Source organism: Pseudomonas sp. 008, from assembly GCF_016861935.1.
Classification (GTDB): Bacteria; Pseudomonadota; Gammaproteobacteria; order Pseudomonadales; family Pseudomonadaceae; genus Aquipseudomonas.
In genome coordinates this window covers 115880-140538 of sequence record NZ_BOMA01000014.1, presented here as the reverse complement: position 1 = coordinate 140538, position 24659 = coordinate 115880, and the positions used below count along the sequence as shown (strand labels likewise).

Below are 24659 nucleotides of genomic sequence, written 5' to 3'. Positions count from 1 at the left end.
TGCAGACCCGGTTGTGAATAGCTGACGCCGGGGGCGTAACCCAGCGTCGGTTTTTTCCGTGTGGCGTGTAGTGCTTAGTGCACCAGCATGCCGGTGAACCAGTAAGCCTGGGCCAAGGTGATCAGGCCGACGATCGTTGCAAAGAATAGGCTGTGCTTGAGGGTGAAGCGGAACAGATCCGATTCTTTGCCCACCAGCCCGGTCGCGGCGCAGGCCACGGCGATCGATTGCGGCGAGATCATTTTGCCGGTCACACCGCCGCTGGTGTTCGCCGCCACCAACAGGGTGTCGTTGACGCCGATCTGGTGCGCGGTGGTCGCTTGCAGCGAACTGAACAGCGCGTTGGATGAGGTATCGGATCCGGTCAGGAACACGCCGAGCCAGCCGAGGAATGGCGAGAAGAATGGGAACGCCGCACCGGTGGCAGCCAATACCAGAGCCATGGTCGACGACATGCCCGAGTAGTTGGTGACGAAGGCGAAGGCCAGCACCATACCGATGGACAAAATCGGCCAGCGCAGTTCGTAGAACGTCTCTTTTAAAGTGGTCAGACCAGTTTTAATGTTGACCTTGAGCACCAGCATCGAGATCAGCGCGGAGAAGAAAATCGCCGTGCCGGTCGCGGAAACCGGATCGAGTTTGAATACCGCCGGAATCGCTGTCGGGTTGGTTACGATCGGCGCGACCTTGATCACCATTTGATCCAGGTGCGGGATCGCGAAGTTGAACACCCAGCCATACATCGAGCCACCGGCGGCAAACATCGCCTTGAACGGTTTCAGCGTCCAGATGGTGACCAATACGGTGAGGATCAGGAACGGCGACCAGGCTTTGAAAATTTCTCCCAGGCTGTAGGGCGAAGCCACGGTGGTGCGCGGTTGGCCGAAACCACCGGTGCTGGCCACCACGGAAGCCGAGACTGCGCCGACGATGTGCGCGCCCGCAGCGCGTTTTGGTTGCCAGATTTTCAGGAACAGCGTCAGGGAAATCAGGCTGACCAGCGCCGAGGTGATGTCCGGCAGTTCCGGGCCAATGAAGTTCGAGGTGAAGTATTGGGTGATGGCAAAACTCAAGCCGGCCACCAGCGCAGCTGGCCAGGTTTCCCGAACTCCGCGCAGGCCGTCCATCATGAACACCAGCCAGAACGGCACGAACAGCGACAGCAACGGCAGCTGGCGACCGGTCATGGCGCCGATCTTGAAGGCGTCGATGCCGGTGACTTGCCCGGCGACGATGATCGGAATCCCCAGTGCGCCAAAAGCCACCGGCGCGGTATTGGCGATCAGGCACAGGCCGGCGGCGTATAGCGGGTTGAAGCCCAGTCCAACCAGCAATGCGGCGGTAATCGCTACCGGTGCGCCGAAACCGGCGGCACCTTCCAGGAACGCGCCGAAGCAGAAGCCGATCAGCAGCACTTGCAGGCGCTGGTCGTCGGTGATCGACAGCACCGAGCTGCGGATCACTTCGAACTGGCCACTCTTGACCGTCAGTTTGTAGAGGAACACCGCTGCCACGATGATCCACGCAATCGGCCACAGCCCGTAGGCGAAGCCATATCCGGCGGCGGCGAAAGCCATATCGACCGGCATCTGGAAAGCGAAGATTGCCACGGCAATGGACAACGCCAGGGTGATGCTGCCGGCCACATGGCCTTTGAGGCGGAACACGGCCAAGGCCAGGAAGAAAAATACGATGGGAATGACGGCCGCGAGTGCGGACACGCCGAGACTGCCGAGCGGGCTGTAGAGCTGTTGCCAGGTTTGCATATGGGGTGGCCCCTAATTGTTGTTGGTCAGGCACTGGTCAGCGTTCTTGGATAATTGGTAAGACCAATTTACAATCGCTGTTGGCTAGGGTAAAAGCCTTGGAGGCGGTGTGTCAATTTGCCGCCCTAAAACTTTTGTCGAATGAGCGGTGCAGAACGCATCTGATCTGTTCGATCAAGCGTCGTCTGGTAGGTGCTGGCGCAGCGCCGATAGGCCAGAATAGAGAGCCCGGCGAGCCGCCGGGATCGTGGAGAATTGAGTGATGGGGTTTGATCAGATTCGGCAACGCCGTTTGTCTGACGATATTGTCGAGCAACTCGAGGGGATGATTCTCGAGGGCACCTTGAAGGCTGGCGAACGCCTGCCGGCAGAGCGTGCGTTGGCCGAGCAGTTCGGCGTGTCACGCCCTTCGTTGCGTGAGGCGATTCAGAAACTGGTGGCCAAAGGGCTGCTGGTCAGTCGTCAGGGCGGCGGCAACTATGTGGTGGAATCCCTGGGCTCGACGTTCAGCGATCCATTGCTGCACCTGCTGGAGAGCAACCCCGAGGCCCAGCGCGATTTGCTGGAGTTTCGCCATACCCTGGAAGCATCCTGCGCTTACTACGCGGCACTGCGCGCCACCGATGTGGATCGTGAGCGGCTGACGGCGGCGTTTGACGAATTGCAGGACTGCTATTCGCGCCACGATGAAGTGAGTCGGGCGGAAGAGGGTGCGGCGGATGCGAATTTCCACTTGGCGATCGCCGAGGCCAGCCATAACGCAGTGTTGCTGCACACCATTCGCGGGCTGTTCGACCTGCTCAAGCGTAACGTGGTGACCAACATTGGCGGCATGTACAAACAGCGCGTCGAAACCCGTGACATGCTGATTTCGCAGCACCGGGAGTTGTACCAGGCGATTATTGAGGGGCGGGCGGAAGAGGCGCGAGAAGTGTCCAGTCGGCACATTTTGTATGTGCAGGAAGTGCTGGAAGAGGTGCGTCAGGAAGTGCAGCGCATGGCTCGGGCGGAGCGACGCAAGGGGATGTAGTGACAGGTGATTCAGTGTGGCGAGGGAGCTTGCTCCCGTTCGGCTGCACAGCAGTCGCCAGCAGGCTTGATGCCGCCAAACCAGGGGGGGCTTCGCACCCCGGCGGGAGCAAGCGCTCTCGCCACTATGCCGCGGTCTGGCGGAGAACTACTCTTCCTTGCCCTTGTTCCGCACCGCACGCTGCAATTCACGGCCGGCATCGCGTTCGCGTTCGGTATCACGCTTGTCATATTCCTTCTTGCCCTTGCCCAGAGCAATCTCGCACTTGACCATGTGCTTGCTCCAGTACCAGGACAGGCATACGCAGGCGTAACCTTTTTGCTGCACGGCAGCGGCCAGCTTCTCCAGCTCGCGCCGATTGAGCAGCAATTTTCGGGTGCGGGTCGGATCAGCGATAACGTGGGTGCTGGCCGTCGTCAGAGGCGTAATGTGGCTGCCGAGCAGCCAGGCTTCGCCATCTTTGAGCAGTACGTAACTGTCAACCAGTTGCAGCTTGCTTGCCCGCAGACTTTTTACTTCCCAGCCGGCCAGGACCAGACCAGCCTCGAACCGATGTTCGATGAAGTAATCGTGTCGCGCCTTTTTATTTTGCGCGATGGTCCCTGTTGGGTGTTTCTTCTGTTTAGCCATAGGGGCGGCATTATAGGGAGTTGCGCGCGAGTCGGCTACGGTGACGCTACGTGCTTGAGCAGGTTGATTGAATCCCGGACAATGCGGCCTCTTTTTTGAACGCTTGGGCGTGATAACGATGTCGACAGACAAGGTTTCTGTCCACGGCAGTTGGGCTAGCCGCTGGGTCTTCATACTCGCCGCGACCGGTTCGGCCGTGGGTTTGGGGAGTATCTGGAAATTCCCTTATATGGTTGGCGTCTATGGCGGCGGGGCCTTCGTGCTGATGTTCCTGGCCTGTATCGCGCTGATCGGTATGCCCGTCATGCTGGCCGAAACCCTGATCGGCCGGCGCGCGCGGCAGAGCCCGGCCAATGCCTTGAAGGTCCTGGCGCTGGACGCGGGGCATTCGGCGAAGTGGTCCTGGGGCGCCTTTGCCGGGATGATCACGGCGTTGCTGATTCTGTCTTTCTATAGTGTGGTTGGCGGTTGGTCGCTGGATTACATCATCGACATGGGCCGTGGCGACTTTCGGGGCGTGACGGCTGATCAGGTCGGCGCATACTTCGGTAATGTGATCGCCGACCCATGGCGCCTGACACTTTGGCACACGATTTTCATGCTGTTGTCGGCAGTGGTGATCGCCAAGGGTGTGGTCGCCGGGTTGGAGCGCAGCCTGCGGATCATGATGCCGTTGCTGTTCGTGATGGTGATTGTCCTGCTGGGTTACAGCATGACCACCGGCCACTTCATGGAGGGCGTGCATTTCATGTTCGACTTCCACCCGGACAAGGTGCTTGATGGCTTGCTGCCGGCCATGGGGCACGCGTTCTTCTCTCTGAGCGTGGGTGTCGGCTCGATCATGATCTACGGCGCCTACATGCCGAAGCACTCGTCGATTTCCGGAACCGTCGTCGGTGTGGCGTTGCTCGACACCTTCGTTTCGCTGTTGGCCGGTCTGGCATTGTTTCCGATTGTATTCGCTGCCGGCCTGAACCCGAGCGAAGGCCCAGGCCTGATGTTCGTCAGCCTGCCATTCGCCTTCGGTAACGTAGCGTTCGGCCAGTTGATGGGCGTAGTGTTCTTCGTACTGGTGGCGATTGCGGCCTGGAGTTCGGCGATTTCCCTGCTCGAACCGATGGTGGCTTACCTGGTTGAGCGCACGAAAATCAGCCGCGCCTGGGTCACCTTCTGGCTGGCATTCACCTGCTGGTTCGTCGGCCTGGGTACCGTGTTTTCTTTCAATATCTGGAAGGAAGCCAAGTTTTTCGTGAACGAAGGCGGGATGTTCCATCTCTACCAATGGGGGGCGGCCGGTGGCCTGGACTTCTTTGGTGTGATCGACTTCTTCACCTCGCGGATCATGCTGCCACTCGGTGGTTTGTGTTTCGTGGTGTTTGCGGGCTGGGTGATGGGGCGTGAAGCGGTGCGCGACGAGTTGTCGATCCGTAGCCCGGTATTGTTCGCCCTGTCCCTGTTTTTGATGCGCTATGTGGCGCCCATCGGCATTCTTGTAGTGTTTGCCGCCCAGCTGTGGAAGTAACGCTGACATGACGACACACATTCAACGTTCGGCCCTGCTGCCGTATCCGGCGCAAGCGCTTTACGACCTGGTCAACGACGTGGCCCGCTATCCGGAATTCCTGCCGTGGTGCTCATCGACCGAAATTCTGGAAAGCTCTCCTGAGTTCATGCGCGCCAGCGTCGGCGTGGCCAAGGGGGGGCTTAGTCAGCATTTCGTAACGCGTAATACCCTGGTGCCCGGGCGTTCGATCGAAATGAACCTCGAGGAAGGTCCGTTCAGCCAGTTGCACGGCGTCTGGGTGTTCAAACCGTTGGGCGAGAAGGCCTGCAAGATTAGTCTGGACCTGTCGTTCGACTACTCCGGGCCGCTGGTGCGTGCGACGTTGGGGCCTTTGTTTAATCAGGCGGCGAATACGTTGATGGACGCATTCTGCCAGCGCGCGAAGCAAATGCATGGTTGAGGCCGTGATCAAGGTCGAGGTGGTGTATGCCGCCGTTGATCGTCAGGTGCTGCTGAGCGTGACGGTGCCGGTGGGCGCGACGGTGCGGGATGCGTTGTTCAAATCGGGCCTGAATGACGAATTCCCGGAGCTGGATCTGGGCAGTTGTCCGGTCGGGATCTTTGGCAAAGTGATCGCTGATCCGGCCACTCGCCAGGTTCAGGAAGGGGATCGCATCGAGGTTTACCGGCCGTTGCTCGCCGATCCAAAAGAAGTTCGGCGGTTGCGTGCAGCCAAAGCGGCCGAGGCCAAAGCCCGGAATCAGTGATTCGATTAAACGCCAGACAATAAAAACCCCGGACATGCCGGGGTTTTTATTGCGTCGCAAATTATTGCGGCGAGGTTTCCAGCGGTTCTGGAGTCGGGACCGGGACAGTTTCTACGTTGTCCACGTCCTTCTGGATCTGGTCCAGCAACGAGCCTGGCTTGACCGGTTTTTCTGGCTTCGGCTTCTCGGCGTTTCCTGCCGGCGCGGTCACGGTAGTGCCGCTGTCCTTGCCGAGAATGGCCTCGTCGCGGCTCACGCCTGGCATGAAATCGCCAGAGAGGCTGACAAGTTGGTCATTTGGGTTGAAGATAACGCTAATGCGTTCCTGTTGGCGTTCACCGCCACCGGGTTGCAGGCTATACAGGTAATCCCAGCGATCGGCATGGAACGTGTCGGTCAACAGAGGGTTGCCCATGATAAACCGTACTTGCCGACGGGTCATTCCCGGGCGCAACTGGTCTATCATGTCCTGCGTGACGACATTGCCCTGCTGGATGTCGATTTTGTAAACCCCGGGGAATGAACAACCGGCGAGTGCGAGCAGTCCCACAAAGGTGAAACTGGTTAGCAAGAGCTTGGTGTTTTGCATCGGTGGGCGACTTCCACTATCTTGGCTGGGACAACGTAAACGCCGATCATACCCGCATTAAGAGAAGCTGCGAAGCAGCATCGCGAGAAAGCTGACCATGGTTGAAAATAGCGAACTACGCAAAGCCGGCCTCAAAGTGACCCTTCCACGGGTCAAAATTCTGCAAATGCTCGATTCCGCCGAGCAACGCCACATGAGTGCCGAGGACGTCTACAAGGCACTGATGGAGGCTGGTGAGGACGTCGGTCTGGCCACGGTTTACCGTGTTCTGACCCAGTTCGAGGCAGCTGGCCTTGTGGTGCGGCACAACTTCGACGGAGGCCATGCGGTCTTCGAACTGGACGACGGCAAGCATCACGACCATATGGTCAACGTCGAGACCAGTGAAGTGATCGAATTCTTCGACGAAGAAATCGAGCGGCTGCAGAAAGCAATCGTCGACAAGTATGGCTTCGAGATGGTCGATCACAATCTTGTACTGTACGTGCGCAAGAAAAAGTAAGCATGTCGCGCGAACTTCAGGTTCGCGAAACGAACGAAGGCGACCTCAGGGTCGCCTTCGTGCTTTCTGCCCTTCTTAGATTTTCGCGGTAACAACCATTTTCTTCGCGTGAGCCAGGGACTCCTTGGTGAGGTCGATGCCGCCGAGCATCCGTGCCACTTCTTCGACACGATCATTCTTGCTCAGCTTGGAGACGGCCGTGTGCGTGGCATCTTCACCGCGGACCTTGTGCACAAATAGATGTTGATGCCCCTGCGCCGCCACTTGCGGCAAGTGCGTCACGGTCAGAACCTGCCCGCGTTCCCCGAGGCGTCGCAGCAACTGGCCGACAATCTCGGCGGTCGGGCCGCCAATGCCTACGTCCACTTCGTCGAACACCAGCGTCGGTACGCGGGAGGTCTGTGCGGTGATCACCTGAATCGCCAGGCTGATGCGCGATAGCTCGCCCCCCGATGCCACTTTTGCCAAGGCTTTCAACGGTTGCCCCGGGTTGGCGCTCACCAGCAGTTCCACTTGTTCGAGCCCGTTGGGCAGCAGTTCGTCGCTGCTGTTGGGGCGCAGCTCGATGGTGAAGCGGCCACCGGGCATGCCCAGGCGCTGGATTTCCTGTTCCACGGCGCTGGCCAGGCTGCTCGACGCTTGATGGCGCAAGTCGCTCAATTCCCGAGCCTTCTCCTGATAATGACGGGCGTAGGAGGCCAGCTCATCGCCCAGTCGTTCGATGGATTCATCGTTGGCATTCAGGGTTTCGATTTCGTCGAGTAGCTTCTGTTGCATCTCGGCGACCTCGGTCGGCTGGATGCGGTGTTTGCGCGCCAGGGTGTAGATCGCATCGAGGCGTTCTTCCAGGTATTGAAGGCGTGCCGGGTCAGCGTCGAAATTGTCGAGAAAACGGTTCAATTCGCCCACCGCTTCTTCAACCTGAATCTGCGCGCTGGTCAGCAGGTTGCTGGCTTCACCCAGGGCGCCGATCGAATTGTTCACGCTCGATAGGCGATTGAGGCTGGCGGTCAGTGCGTTCAATACATTGCCGGAATCACTTTCGCTGCATTGTTCGACCACTTGCCGACAAATGCCCAGCAGGGTTTCGGCGTTGGTCAGGTTCTTGTGTTCCTGCTCCAGTTGCTCCAGCTCGCTTTCGCCGAGGCCGAGGTTTTCCAGTTCTTCGAGTTGATAGCTGAGCAACTGATGGCGAGCGCGCTGTTCGTCGCCGGAGTTGGAGAGGCGTTCCAGCTCCTGACGGGTCTGGCGCCAGCGTTGGGCGGCCAGTTGCACCTGACGGGCAAGGTCCGTGGCGCCTGCGTACTCGTCGAGCAGACGGCGATGGGTATCGGTTTTGAGCAGGGATTGGTGTTCGTGCTGGCTGTGGATATCGATCAGCAACTCGCCCAGGGCCTTCAGGTCGCCGAGAGGGCAGGGGGTGCCATTGATATAGCCGCGCGAACGCCCTTCAGCGGTGATCACGCGGCGCAGAATGCACGGGCCGTCGTTCTCGAGGTCGCGTTCGGCCAGCCAGGCGCTGGCTTCAGGGATGTCGATCAGGTCGAAGGTGGCCAGGATGTCGGCCTTGTCGGCCCCCGGGCGGACTACGCCGCTGTCGGCGCGATCACCCAGGGTCAGGCCGAGGGCGTCGAGCATGATCGACTTGCCGGCGCCGGTTTCCCCTGTGATCACGCTCATCCCGCGATCGAGTTCGAGATCGAGATGTTCAACGATGGCGTAGTTGTGTACGGACAGGTGCACCAGCATAAAGGCCGCTCCCAGGCTTTAGGTCTGGTTATTTATACAGTGTTTTGTTTCTGGCTGACAATGCCCTCTCTTAGGTCGATTTGCTTGACTGAAAGAAATTCTTAGCGCGCCAGGGAATGACAAAGCAGTTGTTTTTTGTAGGGTTAATCATCAAACAGCCCTTGAAGCTGAATTTTGCGGCCCCATATACCGGGGCAGAAGCGCGAGTTGAGCTCGCGGACGATATTGGAAGGAGAAATCTATGGCTGACGAACAGACAGTGGATACGCAAAATCTAGACGCCAACCAGACCCCCGAGGCTTCGGGTGAAGACCTGGCGGCTCGTGTACAAGTGCTCGAAGAGCAATTGGCTGGTGCGCAGGATCAGGCTTTGCGTGTAGCCGCCGATCTGCAGAACGTCCGCCGTCGTGCCGATCAGGACGTTGAAAAGGCTCACAAGTTCGCCCTGGAAAAATTCGCAGGCGACCTGCTGCCGATCATTGACAGCCTGGAGCGCGGCCTGGAGCTGTCCAGCCCTGACGACGAAAACATTCGTTCGATGCGCGAAGGGATCGAACTGACCCTGAAAATGTTCCAGGACACCCTGAAACGCTATCACCTGGAAGCTATCGATCCTGAAGGTGAACCTTTCAATGCCTCGCATCATCAGGCAATGGCCATGCAGGAAAGCGCCGACGTCGAGCCAAACAGCGTGCTCAAGGTGTTTCAGAAGGGCTATCAGCTCCACGGTCGTCTGCTGCGCCCGGCCATGGTCGTGGTCAGCAAGGCACCTGCACCGGTTTCGCCTTCGATTGACGAGCAGGCTTGAAATTAGCCGCAAGGCCCCCATTTAGAAGTCAAGCGTTTAAGTGCTACCGCAGTCAGCCACCACTACTGCGGCATCCAAATCCAAAGTTTCGGGAGAGTGAACATGGGCAAAATTATCGGTATCGACCTGGGGACTACCAACTCCTGCGTCTCCGTGCTGGAAAACGGCAAGGCCAAAGTTATTGAAAACGCTGAAGGCGCGCGTACCACGCCGTCGATCATCGCTTATGCCAACGATGGCGAAATCCTGGTTGGCCAGTCGGCCAAGCGTCAGGCAGTGACCAATCCGCATAACACCCTGTACGCGGTGAAGCGTCTGATCGGTCGTCGTTTCGACGAAGAAGTCGTACAGAAAGACATCCAGATGGTCCCTTACAAGATCGTCAAGGCTGATAACAGCGACGCCTGGGTTGAAGTGAACGGCCAGAAAATGGCGCCGCCACAAATCTCGGCTGAAATTCTGAAGAAAATGAAGAAGACTGCCGAAGACTACCTCGGCGAGCCTGTGACCGAAGCGGTAATCACCGTTCCGGCCTACTTCAACGACAGCCAGCGTCAAGCCACCAAAGACGCCGGCCGCATCGCGGGCCTGGACGTAAAACGCATCATCAACGAACCAACCGCAGCCGCACTGGCCTACGGTATGGACAAGGCCAAGGGCGATCACACTGTGATCGTTTACGACCTGGGTGGCGGTACTTTCGACGTTTCCGTTATCGAAATCGCTGAAGTCGATGGCGAGCACCAGTTCGAAGTGTTGGCCACCAACGGTGATACCTTCCTGGGCGGTGAAGACTTTGACATTCGTCTGATCGACTACCTCGTCGACGAATTCAAGAAAGAAAGCGGCATGAACCTCAAGGGTGACCCGCTGGCCATGCAGCGCCTGAAAGAAGCCGCTGAGAAAGCCAAGATCGAACTGTCCTCGAGCCAGTCGACCGACGTGAATCTGCCGTACATCACTGCAGACGCTACCGGTCCTAAGCACTTGAACGTGAAAATCTCCCGCGCCAAGCTCGAAGCGCTGGTGGAAGACCTGGTTCAGCGCACCATCGAACCTTGCCGCATCGCGATGAAAGACGCCGGTATCGATGTCAGCAAGATCGACGACGTGATTCTGGTCGGCGGTCAGACCCGTATGCCAATGGTGCAGAAAGCTGTTTCCGACTTCTTCGGTAAAGAAGCTCGTAAAGACGTTAACCCGGACGAAGCTGTTGCCATGGGCGCCGCTATCCAGGGCGCAGTATTGGCCGGCGACGTGAAAGACGTTCTGCTGCTGGACGTCAGCCCGCTGACCCTGGGTATCGAAACCATGGGTGGCGTGATGACCGCGCTGATCGAGAAAAACACCACGATTCCTACCAAGAAATCGCAAGTGTTCTCGACTGCCGATGACAACCAGGGCGCCGTGACCATTCACGTGCTGCAAGGTGAGCGTAAGCAAGCCGCACAGAACAAGTCCTTGGGCAAGTTCGACCTGGCCGAGATTCCACCGGCTCCACGTGGCGTGCCACAAATCGAAGTGACCTTCGACATCGACGCCAACGGCATTCTGCACGTAGGCGCCAAAGACAAGGCTACCGGCAAGACTCAGTCGATCGTGATCAAGGCCAACTCTGGTCTGTCCGAGGACGAAATTCAGCAGATGGTTCGCGACGCTGAACTGAATGCCGAAGAAGACCGCAAGTTCGAAGAGCTGGCTAGCGCTCGTAACCAGGGCGACGCACTGGTTCACTCGACTCGCAAAATGATCGCTGATGCTGGCGACAAAGTGAGCGCTGAAGAGAAGACTGCAATCGAAGCGGCAGTAGTTGCCCTGGAAGCCGCTGTTAAAGGCGACGACAAGGCTGCGATCGAAGCCAAGGTTGAAGAGCTGTCCAAGGTCTCCGCACCAGTGGCTCAGAAAATGTATGCCGAGCAGGCTCAGCCAGCTGAAGGCGCGGCACCGAAAGGCGAAGCGGCTGAAAAAGCTGACGACGTCGTCGACGCTGAGTTCGAAGAAGTCAAAGACCACAAGTAAGTTGTTGGTCGCCCGGTTGACTGCCTTCAGGCGGTGACTGGTAGGATGTCGCCGCGCGGGAGCTTGCTCCCGCGTTGGCGTGTCTGGAGTTAGCGAATTTTTACAGCATGCGACAACGCTCGGATGTTGGTGGTACGGCCGGAAATGCTCCTGCTTTTCGAGCCGAAGGTACCGCATTGAATAAAAGACCAGGATCGTTGAATTGACGTGAGTTGGGTCCGGGCCTGTATTGGGGCTCAACGAGTTTGACGAGGCTCAGGAGAGGTTTGTCGAACGTCCTTAAGAGTGCAAAGACTTATGGCAAAGCGTGACTATTACGAAGTATTGGGTGTTGAGCGTGGCTCAAGCGAAGCAGACCTGAAAAAGGCCTACCGCCGCCTGGCGATGAAGCACCACCCGGACCGTAATCCCGATGACAAAGCGTCGGAAGATATGTTCAAGGAGGCCAACGAGGCCTACGAAGTGCTGTCCGATTCCAGCAAGCGCGCGGCCTATGACCAATACGGTCATGCCGGTGTCGACCCGAGCATGGGTGGCGGCGGCGCCGGTTTTGGCGGCCAGAACTTCTCCGATATCTTTGGCGATGTCTTCAGTGACTTCTTCGGTGGCGGTCGCGGTGGCTCCCGTGGCGGCGCTCAGCGTGGCAGCGACCTGCGTTACACGCTGGAGTTGAACCTGGAAGAAGCGGTACGTGGCACAACCGTGAATATCCGTGTTCCGACACTGGTCAACTGCAAGCCGTGTGACGGCTCGGGTGCCAAGAAAGGCTCCTCGCCGGTCACCTGCCCGACGTGTGGCGGTATCGGTCAGGTACGCATGCAGCAAGGCTTCTTCTCGGTGCAGCAGACCTGCCCGCGATGCCATGGCCAGGGCAAGATCATTTCCGATCCGTGCGATTCCTGCCACGGCGAAGGTCGTGTCGAAGAGTACAAGACGCTTTCCGTCAAAGTGCCGGCCGGTGTCGATACCGGTGACCGTATTCGTCTGTCCGGCGAAGGCGAAGCAGGCGCGCAGGGTGGTCCGACCGGCGATCTGTACGTGGTGATCAATGTGCGTGAGCACGCGATCTTCCAGCGTGATGGCAAACACCTGTTCTGCGAAGTGCCGATCAGCTTCGTCGATGCAGCGTTGGGCGGCGAGCTGGAGATTCCGACCCTTGATGGTCGGGTCAAGCTGAAGATCCCTGAGGGGACTCAGACTGGCAAGCAGTTCCGTGTTCGCGGCAAAGGCGTTGCGCCGGTTCGTGGTGGCGGCGCTGGCGACCTGATGTGCCGTGTGGCGGTCGAAACCCCGGTCAACCTGGGTCGTCGCCAGCGCGAATTGCTGGAAGAGTTCCGCAGCTCCTTGGCCGACGACAACAGTCATTCGCCGAAAACCACCGGTTGGTTCGAAGGCGTGAAGCGCTTCTTCGGCGATTTGTAAGGAGTGAGCATGCGACGTATAGCTGTGATGGGTGCCGCCGGCCGCATGGGCAAGATTTTGATCGAGGCGGTGCAGCAGCGCGCGCCGCTGACCGGTCTGACCGCCGCCATCGTGCGCCCTGGCAGTACGCTGATTGGCGTGGATGCCGGTGAGCTGGCCTCATTGGGGCGTATTGGTGTGCCGCTGTCCGGTAGTCTGGATTCGGTGGCTGATGAGTTCGACGTGCTGATCGACTTCACGCTCCCGGAAGTCATGCTGAAAAACCTGGCTTTCTGCCGTAAGGCGGGCAAGGCCATGGTGATCGGCACGACAGGATTGGATGCCGCGCAGAAGCAGTTGCTGGCCGAGGCGGGCAAGGATATTCCTATCGTGTTCGCGGCCAATTTCAGCGTCGGTGTAAACCTGTCGCTGAAGCTGCTCGACATGGCGGCGCGCGTGCTGGGTGATGATGCGGATATCGAAATCATCGAGGCTCACCATCGGCACAAGATCGATGCGCCTTCGGGCACGGCGCTGCGTATGGGCGAAGTAATCGCCAATGCGCTGGATCGTGATCTGCAGAAGGTTGCGGTCTATGGGCGTGAAGGTCACACCGGTGCGCGCGAGCGTGAAACGATCGGCTTTGCGACTGTTCGCGGTGGTGATGTGGTTGGTGATCATACGGTGCTGTTCGCCTGCGAGGGCGAGCGACTGGAAATCACGCACAAGGCATCGAGTCGCATGACCTTCGCCAAGGGTGCTGTACGTGCGGCTTTGTGGCTGGACGGTCGTGAGCCAGGCCTTTACGACATGCAAGACGTGCTCGACCTGCGTTAAGATGTAGCCGAAACCGGGTTCAAACATAGCCTTTGAGCCCGGTTTTAAACCGCCAAGCGACGTCCTGTCGCATTCTCCGGCCTTTAGGGCTCATTGGCGGTAGACCAAAAATGCCTTTTTCTGTAAGCTACAGCTTTAGTGTGTCCACTAAAAGCGCGCAGAATAATTCGATGAAGAAGCGGGGTGACGTGTCCATACGTCACTCCGCTTTTTTACAACCTGCGATCGCCCTTTCAGGCTTTATTTACGGGAGGTCTTCTTGACTAAGCCAGCCATACTCGCCCTTGCTGATGGCAGCATTTTTCGCGGCGAAGCCATTGGAGCCGACGGTCAAACCGTTGGTGAGGTGGTGTTCAACACCGCAATGACCGGCTATCAGGAAATCCTTACCGATCCTTCCTACGCCCAACAGATCGTTACCCTGACTTACCCGCACATCGGCAACACCGGCACCACGCCGGAAGACGCCGAGTCCGATCGCGTCTGGTCCGCTGGCCTGGTCATCCGTGACCTGCCACTGGTTGCGAGCAACTGGCGCAACACGATGTCTCTGTCCGACTACCTGAAAGCCAACAACGTCGTGGCTATCGCCGGTATCGACACTCGCCGCCTGACACGCATCCTGCGTGAGAAAGGCGCGCAGAACGGCTGCATCATGGCCGGTGACAACATTTCCGAAGAAGCCGCCATCGCCGCTGCCCAGGGCTTCCCTGGCCTCAAAGGCATGGACCTGGCGAAAGTCGTCAGCACCAAAGAGAAGTACGAGTGGCGCTCGACTGTCTGGGACTTGAAGACCGACAGCCACGCGACCATCGACGCTTCCGATCTGCCATACCACGTGGTTGCCTACGACTACGGCGTCAAGCTGAACATCCTGCGCATGCTGGTCGAGCGCGGTTGCCGCGTGACTGTGGTGCCAGCTCAAACGCCGGCGGCTGACGTTCTGGCTCTGAAGCCGGACGGCGTGTTCCTGTCCAACGGCCCGGGTGACCCTGAGCCATGCGACTACGCGATCCAGGCCATTAAAGACGTGCTGGAAACCGAGATCCCGGTATTCGGTATCTGCCTCGGCCACCAACTGCTGGCTCTGGCCTCCGGTGCCAAGACCCTGAAAATGGGCCACGGCCACCACGGTGCAAACCACCCGGTTCAGGATCTGGACAGCGGTGTGGTGATGATCACCAGCCAGAACCACGGTTTCGCGGTAGACGAAGCGACCCTGCCAGGCAACGTTCGGGCGATCCACAAATCGCTGTTCGACGGCACCCTGCAAGGCATCGAGCGTACCGACAAGAGCGCCTTCAGCTTCCAGGGTCACCCTGAAGCCAGCCCTGGCCCGAACGACGTAGCGCCACTGTTTGATCGCTTCATCAACGAAATGGCCAAGCGACGCTAATCGCTCGCCCTGATGTAGCGAAGCCTGGGGGCGGTCCCGAAACCGGCGGCCCCCTCAAGGCTTCAGAGATTGAACAAGACGGCTTGCCGACTGACCTGCGGATTTGAGTGACAACCCATGCCAAAACGTACAGACATTAAAAGCATCCTGATTCTCGGCGCTGGCCCGATCGTGATCGGCCAGGCCTGCGAATTCGACTACTCCGGCGCCCAGGCCTGTAAAGCCCTGCGCGAGGAGGGTTACCGCGTCATCCTGGTGAACTCCAACCCGGCGACCATCATGACCGACCCGGCCATGGCCGACGCCACCTACATCGAACCGATCAAGTGGCAGACCGTTGCCAAGATCATCGAGAAAGAGCGTCCGGACGCGCTGCTGCCGACCATGGGCGGCCAGACCGCCCTGAACTGCGCCCTGGACCTGGAGCGCGAAGGTGTTCTGGAGAAGTTCGGCGTAGAGATGATCGGTGCCAATGCTGACACCATCGACAAGGCTGAAGACCGTTCGCGTTTCGACAAGGCGATGAAATCCATCGGTCTGGACTGCCCGCGTTCGGGTATCGCCCATAGCATGGAAGAGGCCAACGCGGTTCTCGATCGTCTGGGCTTCCCGTGCATCATTCGTCCGTCCTTCACCATGGGCGGCACCGGTGGCGGTATCGCTTACAACCGTGAAGAATTCGAAGAAATCTGCGCCCGCGGTCTGGATCTGTCGCCGACCAAAGAGCTGCTGATCGACGAATCGCTGATTGGCTGGAAAGAATACGAGATGGAAGTTGTCCGCGATAAAAAGGACAACTGCATCATCGTCTGCTCCATCGAAAACTTCGACCCGATGGGCGTGCACACCGGTGACTCGATCACGGTTGCCCCCGCGCAGACCCTGACCGACAAGGAATACCAGATCCTGCGTAACGCCTCCCTGGCGGTACTGCGCGAGATCGGCGTGGAAACCGGCGGCTCCAACGTCCAGTTCGGCATCTGCCCGAACACTGGTCGCATGGTGGTCATCGAGATGAACCCGCGGGTATCCCGTTCCTCGGCCCTGGCATCGAAAGCCACCGGTTTCCCGATCGCCAAGGTCGCGGCGAAACTGGCCGTCGGTTACACCCTCGACGAACTGTCGAACGACATCACCGGCGGCAAGACCCCGGCGTCCTTCGAACCGTCCATCGACTACGTCGTCACCAAGCTGCCACGCTTTGCCTTCGAGAAATTCCCGAAAGCCGACGCACGCCTGACCACTCAAATGAAGTCGGTCGGTGAAGTCATGGCCATCGGCCGGACCTTCCAGGAATCCCTGCAGAAAGCTCTGCGCGGGCTGGAAGTGGGTGTTTGCGGCCTGGACGAGAAGCTCGACCTGAGCAACCCGGAAAGCATGAGCATCCTCAAGCGCGAACTGACCGTGCCGGGTGCCGAGCGTATCTGGTACGTGGCTGACGCGTTCCGCGCGGGCCTGTCGGTCGAAGACATCTTCGGCATGAACATGATCGACCCGTGGTTCCTGGTGCAGATCGAAGATCTGATCAAGGAAGAAGAGAAGGTCAAGACCCTGGGTCTGTCCGCTATCGACCGCGACCTGATGTTCCGCCTCAAGCGTAAAGGCTTCTCCGATCAACGTCTGGCCAAGCTGCTGGGCGTCACCGAGAAGAACCTGCGTACCCATCGTCACAAGCTGGAAGTGTTCCCGGTCTACAAGCGCGTCGACACCTGCGCCGCCGAGTTCGCCACCGACACCGCGTACCTGTACTCGACTTACGAGGAAGAGTGCGAAGCCGCGCCGTCGGGTCGCGACAAGATCATGATCCTGGGTGGCGGTCCAAACCGCATCGGCCAGGGCATCGAGTTCGACTATTGCTGCGTACACGCAGCACTGGCCCTGCGCGATGACGGGTACGAGACCATCATGGTCAACTGCAACCCGGAAACCGTTTCCACCGACTACGACACCTCCGATCGTCTGTACTTCGAGCCGGTGACCCTGGAAGACGTGCTGGAAATCGTCCGCGTCGAGAAGCCAAAAGGCGTGATTGTTCAGTACGGCGGTCAAACCCCGCTGAAACTGGCCCGTGCCCTGGAAGCCGCCGGCGTGCCGATCATCGGCACCAGTCCTGACGCCATCGACCGCGCCGAAGACCGTGAGCGCTTCCAGCAGATGGTTGAGCGTCTGAACCTGCGTCAGCCGCCTAACGCCACCGTGCGCAGCGAAGATGAAGCGATTCGTGCCGCCGCCAAAATCGGTTACCCGTTGGTGGTTCGTCCGTCCTACGTACTGGGCGGCCGTGCGATGGAAATCGTTTACGAAGAAGAAGAACTCAAGCGCTACCTGCGTGAAGCGGTTCAAGTGTCCAACGACAGCCCGGTGCTGCTGGACCACTTCCTCAACTGCGCAATCGAAATGGATGTGGATGCGGTCTGCGACGGCACCGACGTGGTGATCGGCGCGATCATGCAGCACATTGAGCAGGCCGGCGTTCACTCCGGTGACTCCGCGTGCTCCCTGCCGCCGTATTCGCTGCCTGCACATATCCAGGACGAGATGCGCGAACAGGTCAAGAAAATGGCCCTGGAACTGGGCGTGGTCGGCCTGATGAACGTTCAGTTGGCGCTGCAAGGCGAAGACATCTACGTCATCGAAGTCAACCCGCGCGCATCCCGTACCGTACCGTTCGTCTCCAAGTGCATCGGTGTGTCCCTGGCGATGGTCGCGGCTCGCGTGATGGCCGGTAAAACCCTGAAGGAAATCGGCTTCACCAAAGAAATCATTCCGAACTTCTACAGCGTGAAAGAGGCGGTGTTCCCATTCGCCAAATTCCCTGGCGTGGACCCGATCCTGGGCCCAGAGATGAAGTCCACCGGTGAAGTGATGGGCGTGGGCGACACCTTCGGCGAAGCCTTTGCCAAGGCTCAGATGGGCGCCAGTGAAGTGCTGCCAACCGGTGGTACTGCGTTCATCAGCGTGCGCGACGATGACAAGCCGCTGGTTGCAGGCGTGGCCCGTGATCTGATCAACTTGGGCTTCGAAGTGGTCGCCACTGCCGGTACTGCCAAGCTGATCGAAGCTGCAGGCCTGAAAGTGCGTCGTGTGAACAAGGTGACTGAGGGTCGTCCGCACGTGGTCGACATGATCAAGAATGACGAAGTCACTCTGATCATCAACACCACCGAAGGTCGTCAGTCGATCGCTGATTCCTACTCCATTCGTCGTAATGCCTTGCAGCACAAGATCTACTGCACCACTACTATTGCTGCTGGCGAAGCTATCTGCGAAGCGCTGAAGTTCGGTCCTGAGAAGACCGTGCGCCGCTTGCAGGATCTACACGCAGGATTGAAGGCATGATCAAATACCCAATGACCGTCAAGGGCGCTAAAGCCCTGGAAGAAGAACACGCTCATCTGACCAAGGTCGTTCGTCCGAAACTCAGTCAGGACATCGGTACGGCCCGCGAGTTGGGTGACTTGAAGGAAAACGCCGAATACCACGCTGCTCGCGAGCAGCAGGGGATGGTCGAGGCGCGGATTCGTGACATTGAAGGCCGCATGCAAAACGCTGTGGTCATCGACGTAACGACCATCGAGCACACCGGCAAGGTGATTTTCGGCACCACCGTCGAAATCGCCAATGTCGAGACCGATGAAAGCGTGACTTACCAGATCGTTGGTGAGGATGAAGCAGACATCAAACTCGGCAAGATCTCCGTCGGTTCGCCGATCGCCCGTGCCTTGATCGCCAAGGAAGAGGGTGATGTGGTGGCGGTCAAAACGCCGGGTGGCGTTATCGAGTATGAGATTGTCGAAGTTCGCCACATCTGAAAGAAGGCGCCCGCTACGTGCGGGTGCCATGCTTTGGCAGCTGACCCAGATGCTCTGGGTTGGCGGCTTGTGGTTGTTGCACATCGGTCTGCTGCCGGTGCTGGGGCAAATAGGCCTGGCGCCGCTGCTGATCGACGAAATTGCAGGTGCGCTGAATACGCTGATGGTGGGATTCGCCACAGCAAGTGTGATTTTTCAGGCTTTGGTGCTGGTACAGGCCGAGGGCCTTGCCAGTCTATGGCGGGATATTCGCGGGCAACTGCTGCTGATGGCGCTGTATGGGTGCGCGATGTATTTCGCAGTACGCTTCGGTTGGCCGCAGGCGCTGCATTGGCAGTTGTTCAGCTATCTTGTCCTGGGCTTTTCCGGGCTGGTGCTGGTGATGCAGCCGGTGCCTGGATGGAGTGTCAGGGTGCGCGAAGCACACCCTTGACCCTTGCCATCACTTGAAGCGATGGACGTTCGACAACTGCTTGTTGACGCTGAAGTTCTTGCGATAAATCAGTGCCATCTTGCCGATGACCTGAACCAGATCGGCTTTGCCGGCCTTGCAGAGTTCTGCAATGGCTGCCAGGCGCGATTCGCGATCGAGGATGTTGAGCTTGATTTTGATCAGCTCGTGATCCGCCAAAGCGCGTTCAAGTTCGGCTAATACACCTTCAGTCAGGCCGTTGTCAGCCACAATCAAAACTGGTTTCAGATGGTGGCCAATGGACTTGTACTGTTTCTTCTGCTCTTGAGTGAGCGGCATAATCTGACCCTTTCGTCTGGATTCTGTAAAATGGCGGCCATTTTACCCGAGGGCTCGTGGATCCGCCCAATTAATCACGACCCTTATCATCGAGGTGCCCAATGGCGCGTTCCAAGACAAGCCTTGGTTGGCTGAAAAGACATGTCAACGATCCCTATGTGAAGCAGGCGCAGAAGGATGGCTACCGCTCGCGTGCGAGTTACAAACTTCTGGAGGTCCAGGAGAAATACAAGCTGATCCGTCCCGGCATGAGCGTTGTCGACCTGGGTGCAGCGCCCGGGGGGTGGTCGCAGGTGACTAGCCGTCTGATTGGTGGTCAGGGGCGTCTGATCGCCTCGGACATTCTGGAAATGGACAGCATTCCGGACGTGACTTTCATTCAGGGGGACTTCACCGAGGACGAAGTGCTCACGCGGATCCTTGAAGCTGTGGGTAATTCGCAGGTGGACCTTGTGATTTCCGATATGGCCCCCAATATGAGTGGTACGCCTGAAGTGGACATGCCAAAAGCCATGTTTCTTTGCGAGCTGGCGCTTGATTTGGCGGAACGGATACTCAAGCCGGGTGGTAATTTTGTGATCAAGATTTTTCAGGGCGAAGGATTTGATGTTTACCTGAAGGATGCTCGTCGGAAATTCGACAAGATCCAGATGATCAAGCCAGACTCTTCCCGTGACAGTTCCCGCGAGCAATACATGTTGGCTTGGGGTTACCGCGGGCGTAGTGAGTAAAACGAGGTTTTTTGGCGGGGTGATAGGTTTTTCATATTTCGCCCCGCGTGCATTAGCGAATATCGTGTAGAAAGTGTTTCACAAAGGGTTACAGACGGCGCCTGCCAGAGCCGTAGGTAATGTAGTAAGTTAGGCCGGTGAATATCATGCGAAGCGCGCGCCATTAGCGGAGCTTGCTTCAGAGGGTAGTTAATTGAACGATATGGCAAAGAATCTGATCCTGTGGTTGATCATCGCGGCTGTCCTGGTGACGGTGATGAACAACTTCTCCAGCCCTAACGAGCCGCAGACCCTCAACTATTCCGACTTCATCCAGCAGGTCAAGGATGGCAAGGTCGAGCGCGTAGCGGTTGATGGCTACGTGATTACCGGCAAGCGCAACGATGGCGACAGCTTCAAGACCATTCGTCCGGCAATCCAGGACAACGGTCTGATCGGCGACCTCGTGGATAACCACGTTGTGGTCGAAGGCAAGCAGCCTGAGCAGCAAAGCATCTGGACTCAACTCCTGGTCGCAAGCTTCCCGATCCTGGTGATCATCGCCGTCTTCATGTTTTTCATGCGGCAGATGCAGGGCGGTGCCGGTGGCAAGGGTGGGCCGATGAGTTTCGGCAAGAGCAAGGCGCGCCTGCTCTCCGAAGATCAGGTGAAAACCACCCTGGCTGACGTTGCAGGTTGTGACGAAGCCAAGGAAGAGGTCGGCGAGCTGGTCGAGTTCCTGCGTGATCCGGGCAAGTTCCAGCGCCTGGGCGGTCGCATTCCTCGCGGCGTACTGATGGTTGGTCCTCCGGGTACCGGTAAAACCTTGCTGGCCAAGGCGATTGCCGGTGAAGCCAAAGTACCGTTCTTTACTATTTCCGGTTCCGATTTCGTCGAAATGTTCGTCGGCGTCGGTGCCAGCCGTGTCCGTGACATGTTCGAGCAGGCGAAGAAACATGCGCCATGCATCATCTTCATCGATGAAATCGACGCCGTTGGTCGCCACCGTGGTGCCGGCATGGGTGGTGGTCACGATGAGCGCGAGCAGACCCTCAACCAGTTGCTGGTAGAGATGGACGGCTTCGAAATGAATGACGGCATCATCGTCATCGCCGCGACCAACCGTCCGGACGTACTGGACCCTGCGTTGCTGCGTCCGGGCCGCTTCGACCGCCAGGTCGTGGTTGGCCTGCCGGACATCCGCGGTCGCGAGCAGATTCTCAAAGTCCATATGCGCAAAGTGCCAATGGGTGACGATGTCGCTCCGGCCGTGATTGCTCGTGGTACTCCTGGTTTCTCCGGTGCTGACCTGGCCAACCTGGTGAACGAGGCTTCGTTGTTTGCGGCTCGTGCCGGCAAGCGCATCGTCGAGATGAAAGAGTTCGAACTGGCTAAAGACAAGATCATGATGGGTGCCGAGCGCAAATCCATGGTCATGTCCGAGAAAGAAAAGCAGAACACCGCTTATCACGAAGCCGGCCACGCTATCGTCGGTCGCGTCGTGCCTGAGCATGATCCGGTCTACAAGGTGTCGATCATTCCGCGCGGTCGCGCACTTGGTGTGACCATGTTCCTGCCGGAAGAAGATCGTTACAGTCTGTCCAAGCGTGCACTGATCAGCCAGATCTGCTCGCTGTACGGCGGTCGTATCGCTGAAGAAATGACCCTGGGCTTCGATGGCGTCACCACCGGTGCGTCCAACGACATCATGCGTGCCAGCCAGATAGCACGAAACATGGTGACCAAGTGGGGGTTGTCGGAAAAACTCGGTCCATTGATGTACGCCGAAGAAGAGGGCGAAGTGTTCCTCGGTCGTGGCGGCGGTGGTCAGCATGCCAGTTTCTCTGGCGAGACGGCCAAGCTGATCGACTCCGAAGTGCGCAGCATCATTGATCAGTGCTACGGCACGGCCAAGCAGATCCTCACGGATAACCGTGACAAGCTTGATGCGATGGCGGATGCCTTGATGAAGTACGAGACGATCGATGCCGATCAGATCGATGACATCATGGCGGGTCGTACGCCTCGCGAACCTCGCGACTGGTCTGGCGGCAACGACACTTCCGGCACGCCTCCGGTGGTGCAGGATGGGCGTCCGGAAACACCTATCGGTGGCCCGGCTGCTGACGTTTAAGGTTTGAAATGACTTCTGTTCAGTCCTCGACCCGGTTGCCTTGCGGCAACCGGGTTCTTGATTTGGCCCAGACGCATGTCATGGGCATTCTCAATGTCACTCCCGATTCCTTTTCCGATGGCGGCCGATACAGCCAGCTGGACGCGGCCCTGCGCCACGCCGAGGCGATGGTGGCGGCCGGTGCGACGCTGATCGACGTCGGTGGTGAATCGACCCGGCCCGGTGCCAGGGCCGTTTCGCCGCTTGAAGAGCTCGATCGCGTAGCGCCTATCGTTGAGCGCATCAGTCGCGAACTGGATGTGATTATCTCGGTCGATACCTCCACGCCTGCCGTCATGCGTGAAACCGCAAGGCTGGGGGCAGGGTTGATCAATGACGTGCGCTCGTTGCGTCGAGATGGTGCTCTGGATGCAGCGGCGGCCACCGGTTTGCCGGTGTGCCTGATGCATATGCTCGGCGAGCCGGGCGACATGCAGGACAACCCTCAGTACCAGGATGTTACGAAAGAGGTCGGCGAGTTTCTTGCCGAACGCATGGTTCAGTGTGCCTCGGTAGGTATCCCTGCTGAGCGGATCATTCTTGATCCGGGCTTCGGCTTCGCGAAAACCCTGCAGCACAACCTAAGCTTGTTTAAACACATGGAGGCCCTGCATGCCTTGGGGCGGCCCCTGTTGGTCGGGGTGTCGCGAAAAAGCATGATCGGGCAGGCGTTGAATCGTCCAGTGGGTGAGCGTCTGCATGGAGGTCTGGCACTTGCGGCACTGGCTTCGGTCAAAGGTGCGCGTATATTGCGCGTCCATGATGTGGCGGAAACAGTTGACGTGGTGCGGATGATTGCCGCCGTAGAATCAGCCGAATAAGAATGATGGAGTACTTATGAGCAAGAAATACTTTGGCACCGACGGCATCCGTGGTCGGGTCGGTCAATACCCTATCACTCCTGATTTCATGCTCAAGCTCGGCTGGGCGGCGGGCATGGCATTTCGCAGCATGGGCGCCTGCAAGGTGCTCGTGGGCAAGGACACCCGTATCTCCGGTTACATGTTCGAGTCGGCGCTTGAGGCTGGGCTGACCTCGGCCGGTGCTGATGTGATGCTGTTGGGGCCAATGCCGACTCCGGCCATCGCCTATTTGACGCGGACCTTTCATGCCGAAGCCGGCATCGTGATCAGCGCTTCGCATAACCCTCATGACGACAACGGCATCAAGTTTTTCTCTGGTAAGGGCACCAAGCTCCCGGATGAAGTCGAGCTGATGATCGAAGAGCTGCTAGACACCCCGATGACCGTGGTTGAGTCGAGCAAGATCGGCAAAGTGTCGCGAATCAACGATGCCTCGGGCCGTTATATCGAATTCTGCAAGAGCAGCGTTCCCACCGGCACCAGTTTTGCCGGCCTGAAGATCGTGCTCGATTGTGCTCACGGCGCGACTTATAAAGTGGCGCCTAGCGTGTTCCGTGAGTTGGGGGCTGATGTCGTTGTGCTTTCTGCCCATCCCAACGGCCTGAACATCAATGATAATTGCGGTTCGACCCATATGGCGCCGCTGCAAGCGGCCGTACTGGCCGAGCACGCCGATTTGGGTATTGCCTTCGACGGTGATGGTGATCGGGTGCAGATGGTTGATCACACCGGTGCTGTCGTCGATGGTGACGAGCTGCTGTTCATCATCGCTCGCGATCTGCAAGAGCGTGGCAAGTTGCAGGGCGGTGTGGTCGGTACGCTGATGAGTAACCTGGGGCTGGAGTTGGCCCTGGCGGATCTGGCGATTCCTTTTGTGCGGGCCAACGTTGGTGACCGTTACGTCATCTCCGAGTTGCTGGAGCGCGATTGGCTGGTGGGCGGTGAAAACTCGGGGCACATTGTCTGCTTCAGTCACACCACTACCGGTGATGCGATCATTGCTGCATTGCAGGTCTTGATGGCGTTGAAGCGGCGCGCAGAAGGCCTGGCTCAGTCGCGTCAGGCGTTGCGCAAGTGCCCTCAGGTGTTGATCAATGTGCGGTTTGGCGGTGGTGTGAGCCCGCTTGAGCATCCGACTGTCAAGGAGGCCAGTGATCGTGTCACTCAAGCGATGGCGGGTCGCGGGCGCGTGTTGTTGCGCAAGTCCGGGACAGAGCCGCTGGTGCGTGTCATGGTCGAAGGCGAGGACGAAACGCAGGTTCGCGATTACGCCGAAGAGCTGGCAAAACTGGTAACTGAAGTTTCTGCCTGATTTCGGCTTGCCAGCCATGATTGTGTTGGGTAACATCTGC

22 protein-coding genes are annotated in these 24659 nt (G+C 58.4%); 17 read left to right on the top strand and 5 right to left on the bottom strand.

The genetic code is table 11. The features are described from left to right. Window positions 1-74: 74 nt before the first annotated feature. On the bottom strand, window positions 75-1766 hold the full coding sequence (locus tag JUI81_RS25055) for a lactate permease LctP family transporter (RefSeq protein WP_064616135.1): 1692 nt from the start codon (window positions 1764-1766) through the stop codon (window positions 75-77). 262 nt (window positions 1767-2028) lie between these two features. Between JUI81_RS25055 and JUI81_RS25050 the strand changes: the two genes are divergently transcribed. Beyond that, the gene (locus JUI81_RS25050) at window positions 2029-2796 is read left to right on the top strand and encodes an FCD domain-containing protein (RefSeq protein ID WP_204125252.1); all 768 of its coding nucleotides are present in this window, start codon (window positions 2029-2031) and stop codon (window positions 2794-2796) included. Between the two features lie 147 nt (window positions 2797-2943). On the opposite strand, the gene smpB is transcribed toward JUI81_RS25050, so the two are convergent. Then, a complete protein-coding gene (gene smpB / locus JUI81_RS25045) occupies window positions 2944-3426 on the bottom strand; it encodes an SsrA-binding protein SmpB (protein WP_008029800.1) in 483 nt (160 codons plus the stop codon). A 118-nt stretch (window positions 3427-3544) separates the two neighbouring features. Between smpB and JUI81_RS25040 the strand changes: the two genes are divergently transcribed. Genes JUI81_RS25040 through JUI81_RS25030 form a run of 3 tightly spaced genes read left to right on the top strand, consistent with a single transcriptional unit; the run spans window position 3545 to window position 5697 of the window. After that, entirely contained in the window at window positions 3545-4948 is a 1404-nt protein-coding gene (locus JUI81_RS25040) for a sodium-dependent transporter (protein ID WP_019582460.1), read from the top strand. A 7-nt stretch (window positions 4949-4955) separates the two neighbouring features. Next, window positions 4956-5390, top strand: coding sequence for a type II toxin-antitoxin system RatA family toxin (locus tag JUI81_RS25035; protein ID WP_007933502.1), 435 nt, complete (start codon window positions 4956-4958; stop codon window positions 5388-5390). Further along, complete coding sequence (locus JUI81_RS25030; protein WP_019582459.1) at window positions 5383-5697, top strand: RnfH family protein; 315 nt, start codon at window positions 5383-5385, stop codon at window positions 5695-5697. The genes JUI81_RS25035 and JUI81_RS25030 overlap by 8 nt, the downstream gene beginning before the upstream one ends. Before the next feature lie 61 nt (window positions 5698-5758). Here JUI81_RS25030 and JUI81_RS25025 read toward each other — a convergent pair whose 3' ends face one another. Then, complete coding sequence (locus tag JUI81_RS25025) at window positions 5759-6286, bottom strand: outer membrane protein assembly factor BamE (RefSeq protein ID WP_018929473.1); 528 nt, start codon at window positions 6284-6286, stop codon at window positions 5759-5761. 97 nt (window positions 6287-6383) lie between these two features. Between JUI81_RS25025 and fur the strand changes: the two genes are divergently transcribed. Beyond that, window positions 6384-6788 carry a ferric iron uptake transcriptional regulator gene (gene fur / locus JUI81_RS25020; protein WP_003197684.1) on the top strand — a complete coding sequence of 135 codons (405 nt, stop codon included), beginning with the start codon at window positions 6384-6386 and terminating at the stop codon, window positions 6786-6788. Window positions 6789-6863: 75 nt separating this feature from the next. Here the strand turns inward: fur and recN are convergent, their stop codons facing one another. Beyond that, complete coding sequence (gene recN, locus JUI81_RS25015; protein WP_018929474.1) at window positions 6864-8537, bottom strand: DNA repair protein RecN; 1674 nt, start codon at window positions 8535-8537, stop codon at window positions 6864-6866. A gap of 241 nt (window positions 8538-8778) precedes the next feature. Here recN and grpE point away from each other — a divergent pair, with 241 nt between their 5' ends. From grpE to JUI81_RS24975, 8 genes are all read left to right on the top strand, one after another. Then, the gene (gene grpE / locus JUI81_RS25010) at window positions 8779-9345 is read left to right on the top strand and encodes a nucleotide exchange factor GrpE (protein WP_018929475.1); all 567 of its coding nucleotides are present in this window, start codon (window positions 8779-8781) and stop codon (window positions 9343-9345) included. Window positions 9346-9447: 102 nt separating this feature from the next. Beyond that, window positions 9448-11364 (top strand): molecular chaperone DnaK, encoded by a 1917-nt coding sequence (gene dnaK / locus JUI81_RS25005; protein ID WP_204125251.1) that lies wholly within the window; start codon window positions 9448-9450, stop codon window positions 11362-11364. Between the two features lie 297 nt (window positions 11365-11661). Beyond that, window positions 11662-12786: a molecular chaperone DnaJ gene (gene dnaJ / locus JUI81_RS25000; RefSeq protein WP_018929477.1), complete on the top strand. Its 1125-nt coding sequence runs from the start codon at window positions 11662-11664 to the stop codon at window positions 12784-12786. 9 nt (window positions 12787-12795) lie between these two features. Beyond that, a complete protein-coding gene (gene dapB / locus JUI81_RS24995; RefSeq protein WP_028939916.1) occupies window positions 12796-13602 on the top strand; it encodes a 4-hydroxy-tetrahydrodipicolinate reductase in 807 nt (268 codons plus the stop codon). 259 nt (window positions 13603-13861) lie between these two features. Further along, window positions 13862-14998, top strand: a complete 1137-nt coding sequence (carA, locus tag JUI81_RS24990) for a glutamine-hydrolyzing carbamoyl-phosphate synthase small subunit (protein ID WP_018929479.1) — start codon at window positions 13862-13864, stop codon at window positions 14996-14998. Window positions 14999-15115: 117 nt separating this feature from the next. Beyond that, window positions 15116-18337 (top strand): carbamoyl-phosphate synthase large subunit, encoded by a 3222-nt coding sequence (gene carB / locus JUI81_RS24985; protein WP_018929480.1) that lies wholly within the window; start codon window positions 15116-15118, stop codon window positions 18335-18337. After that, window positions 18334-18810 carry a transcription elongation factor GreA gene (gene greA, locus JUI81_RS24980; protein ID WP_018929481.1) on the top strand — a complete coding sequence of 159 codons (477 nt, stop codon included), beginning with the start codon at window positions 18334-18336 and terminating at the stop codon, window positions 18808-18810. The genes carB and greA overlap by 4 nt, the downstream gene beginning before the upstream one ends. Before the next feature lie 28 nt (window positions 18811-18838). Beyond that, window positions 18839-19243: a hypothetical protein gene (locus JUI81_RS24975; protein WP_007933533.1), complete on the top strand. Its 405-nt coding sequence runs from the start codon at window positions 18839-18841 to the stop codon at window positions 19241-19243. A gap of 9 nt (window positions 19244-19252) precedes the next feature. On the opposite strand, the gene JUI81_RS24970 is transcribed toward JUI81_RS24975, so the two are convergent. After that, window positions 19253-19561 carry a YhbY family RNA-binding protein gene (locus tag JUI81_RS24970; RefSeq protein ID WP_007900503.1) on the bottom strand — a complete coding sequence of 103 codons (309 nt, stop codon included), beginning with the start codon at window positions 19559-19561 and terminating at the stop codon, window positions 19253-19255. A 101-nt stretch (window positions 19562-19662) separates the two neighbouring features. Between JUI81_RS24970 and rlmE the strand changes: the two genes are divergently transcribed. The 4 genes from rlmE (at window position 19663) to glmM (ending at window position 24619) form a co-directional block, all read left to right on the top strand. Next, entirely contained in the window at window positions 19663-20292 is a 630-nt protein-coding gene (rlmE, locus tag JUI81_RS24965; protein ID WP_007933535.1) for a 23S rRNA (uridine(2552)-2'-O)-methyltransferase RlmE, read from the top strand. A gap of 202 nt (window positions 20293-20494) precedes the next feature. Beyond that, window positions 20495-22405: an ATP-dependent zinc metalloprotease FtsH gene (ftsH, locus tag JUI81_RS24960; protein ID WP_018929483.1), complete on the top strand. Its 1911-nt coding sequence runs from the start codon at window positions 20495-20497 to the stop codon at window positions 22403-22405. Between the two features lie 8 nt (window positions 22406-22413). Beyond that, window positions 22414-23265: a dihydropteroate synthase gene (folP, locus tag JUI81_RS24955; RefSeq protein ID WP_204125250.1), complete on the top strand. Its 852-nt coding sequence runs from the start codon at window positions 22414-22416 to the stop codon at window positions 23263-23265. A 16-nt stretch (window positions 23266-23281) separates the two neighbouring features. Continuing rightward, window positions 23282-24619 carry a phosphoglucosamine mutase gene (gene glmM / locus JUI81_RS24950; RefSeq protein WP_019582453.1) on the top strand — a complete coding sequence of 446 codons (1338 nt, stop codon included), beginning with the start codon at window positions 23282-23284 and terminating at the stop codon, window positions 24617-24619. Window positions 24620-24659: the final 40 nt, after the last annotated feature.

Bases quoted from the DNA above. Each gene is read 5' to 3' on its own strand.
- JUI81_RS25055 (WP_064616135.1), bottom strand. From the start codon at position 1,766: ATGCAAACCTGGCAACAGCTCTACAGCCCGCTCGGCAGTCTCGGCGTG.
- JUI81_RS25050 (WP_204125252.1), top strand. From the start codon at position 2,029: ATGGGGTTTGATCAGATTCGGCAACGCCGTTTGTCTGACGATATTGTC.
- smpB (WP_008029800.1), bottom strand. From the start codon at position 3,426: ATGGCTAAACAGAAGAAACACCCAACAGGGACCATCGCGCAAAATAAA.
- JUI81_RS25040 (WP_019582460.1), top strand. From the start codon at position 3,545: ATGTCGACAGACAAGGTTTCTGTCCACGGCAGTTGGGCTAGCCGCTGG.
- JUI81_RS25035 (WP_007933502.1), top strand. From the start codon at position 4,956: ATGACGACACACATTCAACGTTCGGCCCTGCTGCCGTATCCGGCGCAA.
- JUI81_RS25030 (WP_019582459.1), top strand. From the start codon at position 5,383: ATGGTTGAGGCCGTGATCAAGGTCGAGGTGGTGTATGCCGCCGTTGAT.
- JUI81_RS25025 (WP_018929473.1), bottom strand. From the start codon at position 6,286: ATGCAAAACACCAAGCTCTTGCTAACCAGTTTCACCTTTGTGGGACTG.
- fur (WP_003197684.1), top strand. From the start codon at position 6,384: ATGGTTGAAAATAGCGAACTACGCAAAGCCGGCCTCAAAGTGACCCTT.
- recN (WP_018929474.1), bottom strand. From the start codon at position 8,537: ATGCTGGTGCACCTGTCCGTACACAACTACGCCATCGTTGAACATCTC.
- grpE (WP_018929475.1), top strand. From the start codon at position 8,779: ATGGCTGACGAACAGACAGTGGATACGCAAAATCTAGACGCCAACCAG.
- dnaK (WP_204125251.1), top strand. From the start codon at position 9,448: ATGGGCAAAATTATCGGTATCGACCTGGGGACTACCAACTCCTGCGTC.
- dnaJ (WP_018929477.1), top strand. From the start codon at position 11,662: ATGGCAAAGCGTGACTATTACGAAGTATTGGGTGTTGAGCGTGGCTCA.
- dapB (WP_028939916.1), top strand. From the start codon at position 12,796: ATGCGACGTATAGCTGTGATGGGTGCCGCCGGCCGCATGGGCAAGATT.
- carB (WP_018929480.1), top strand. From the start codon at position 15,116: ATGCCAAAACGTACAGACATTAAAAGCATCCTGATTCTCGGCGCTGGC.
- greA (WP_018929481.1), top strand. From the start codon at position 18,334: ATGATCAAATACCCAATGACCGTCAAGGGCGCTAAAGCCCTGGAAGAA.
- JUI81_RS24975 (WP_007933533.1), top strand. From the start codon at position 18,839: ATGCTTTGGCAGCTGACCCAGATGCTCTGGGTTGGCGGCTTGTGGTTG.
- JUI81_RS24970 (WP_007900503.1), bottom strand. From the start codon at position 19,561: ATGCCGCTCACTCAAGAGCAGAAGAAACAGTACAAGTCCATTGGCCAC.
- rlmE (WP_007933535.1), top strand. From the start codon at position 19,663: ATGGCGCGTTCCAAGACAAGCCTTGGTTGGCTGAAAAGACATGTCAAC.
- ftsH (WP_018929483.1), top strand. From the start codon at position 20,495: ATGGCAAAGAATCTGATCCTGTGGTTGATCATCGCGGCTGTCCTGGTG.
- folP (WP_204125250.1), top strand. From the start codon at position 22,414: ATGACTTCTGTTCAGTCCTCGACCCGGTTGCCTTGCGGCAACCGGGTT.
- glmM (WP_019582453.1), top strand. From the start codon at position 23,282: ATGAGCAAGAAATACTTTGGCACCGACGGCATCCGTGGTCGGGTCGGT.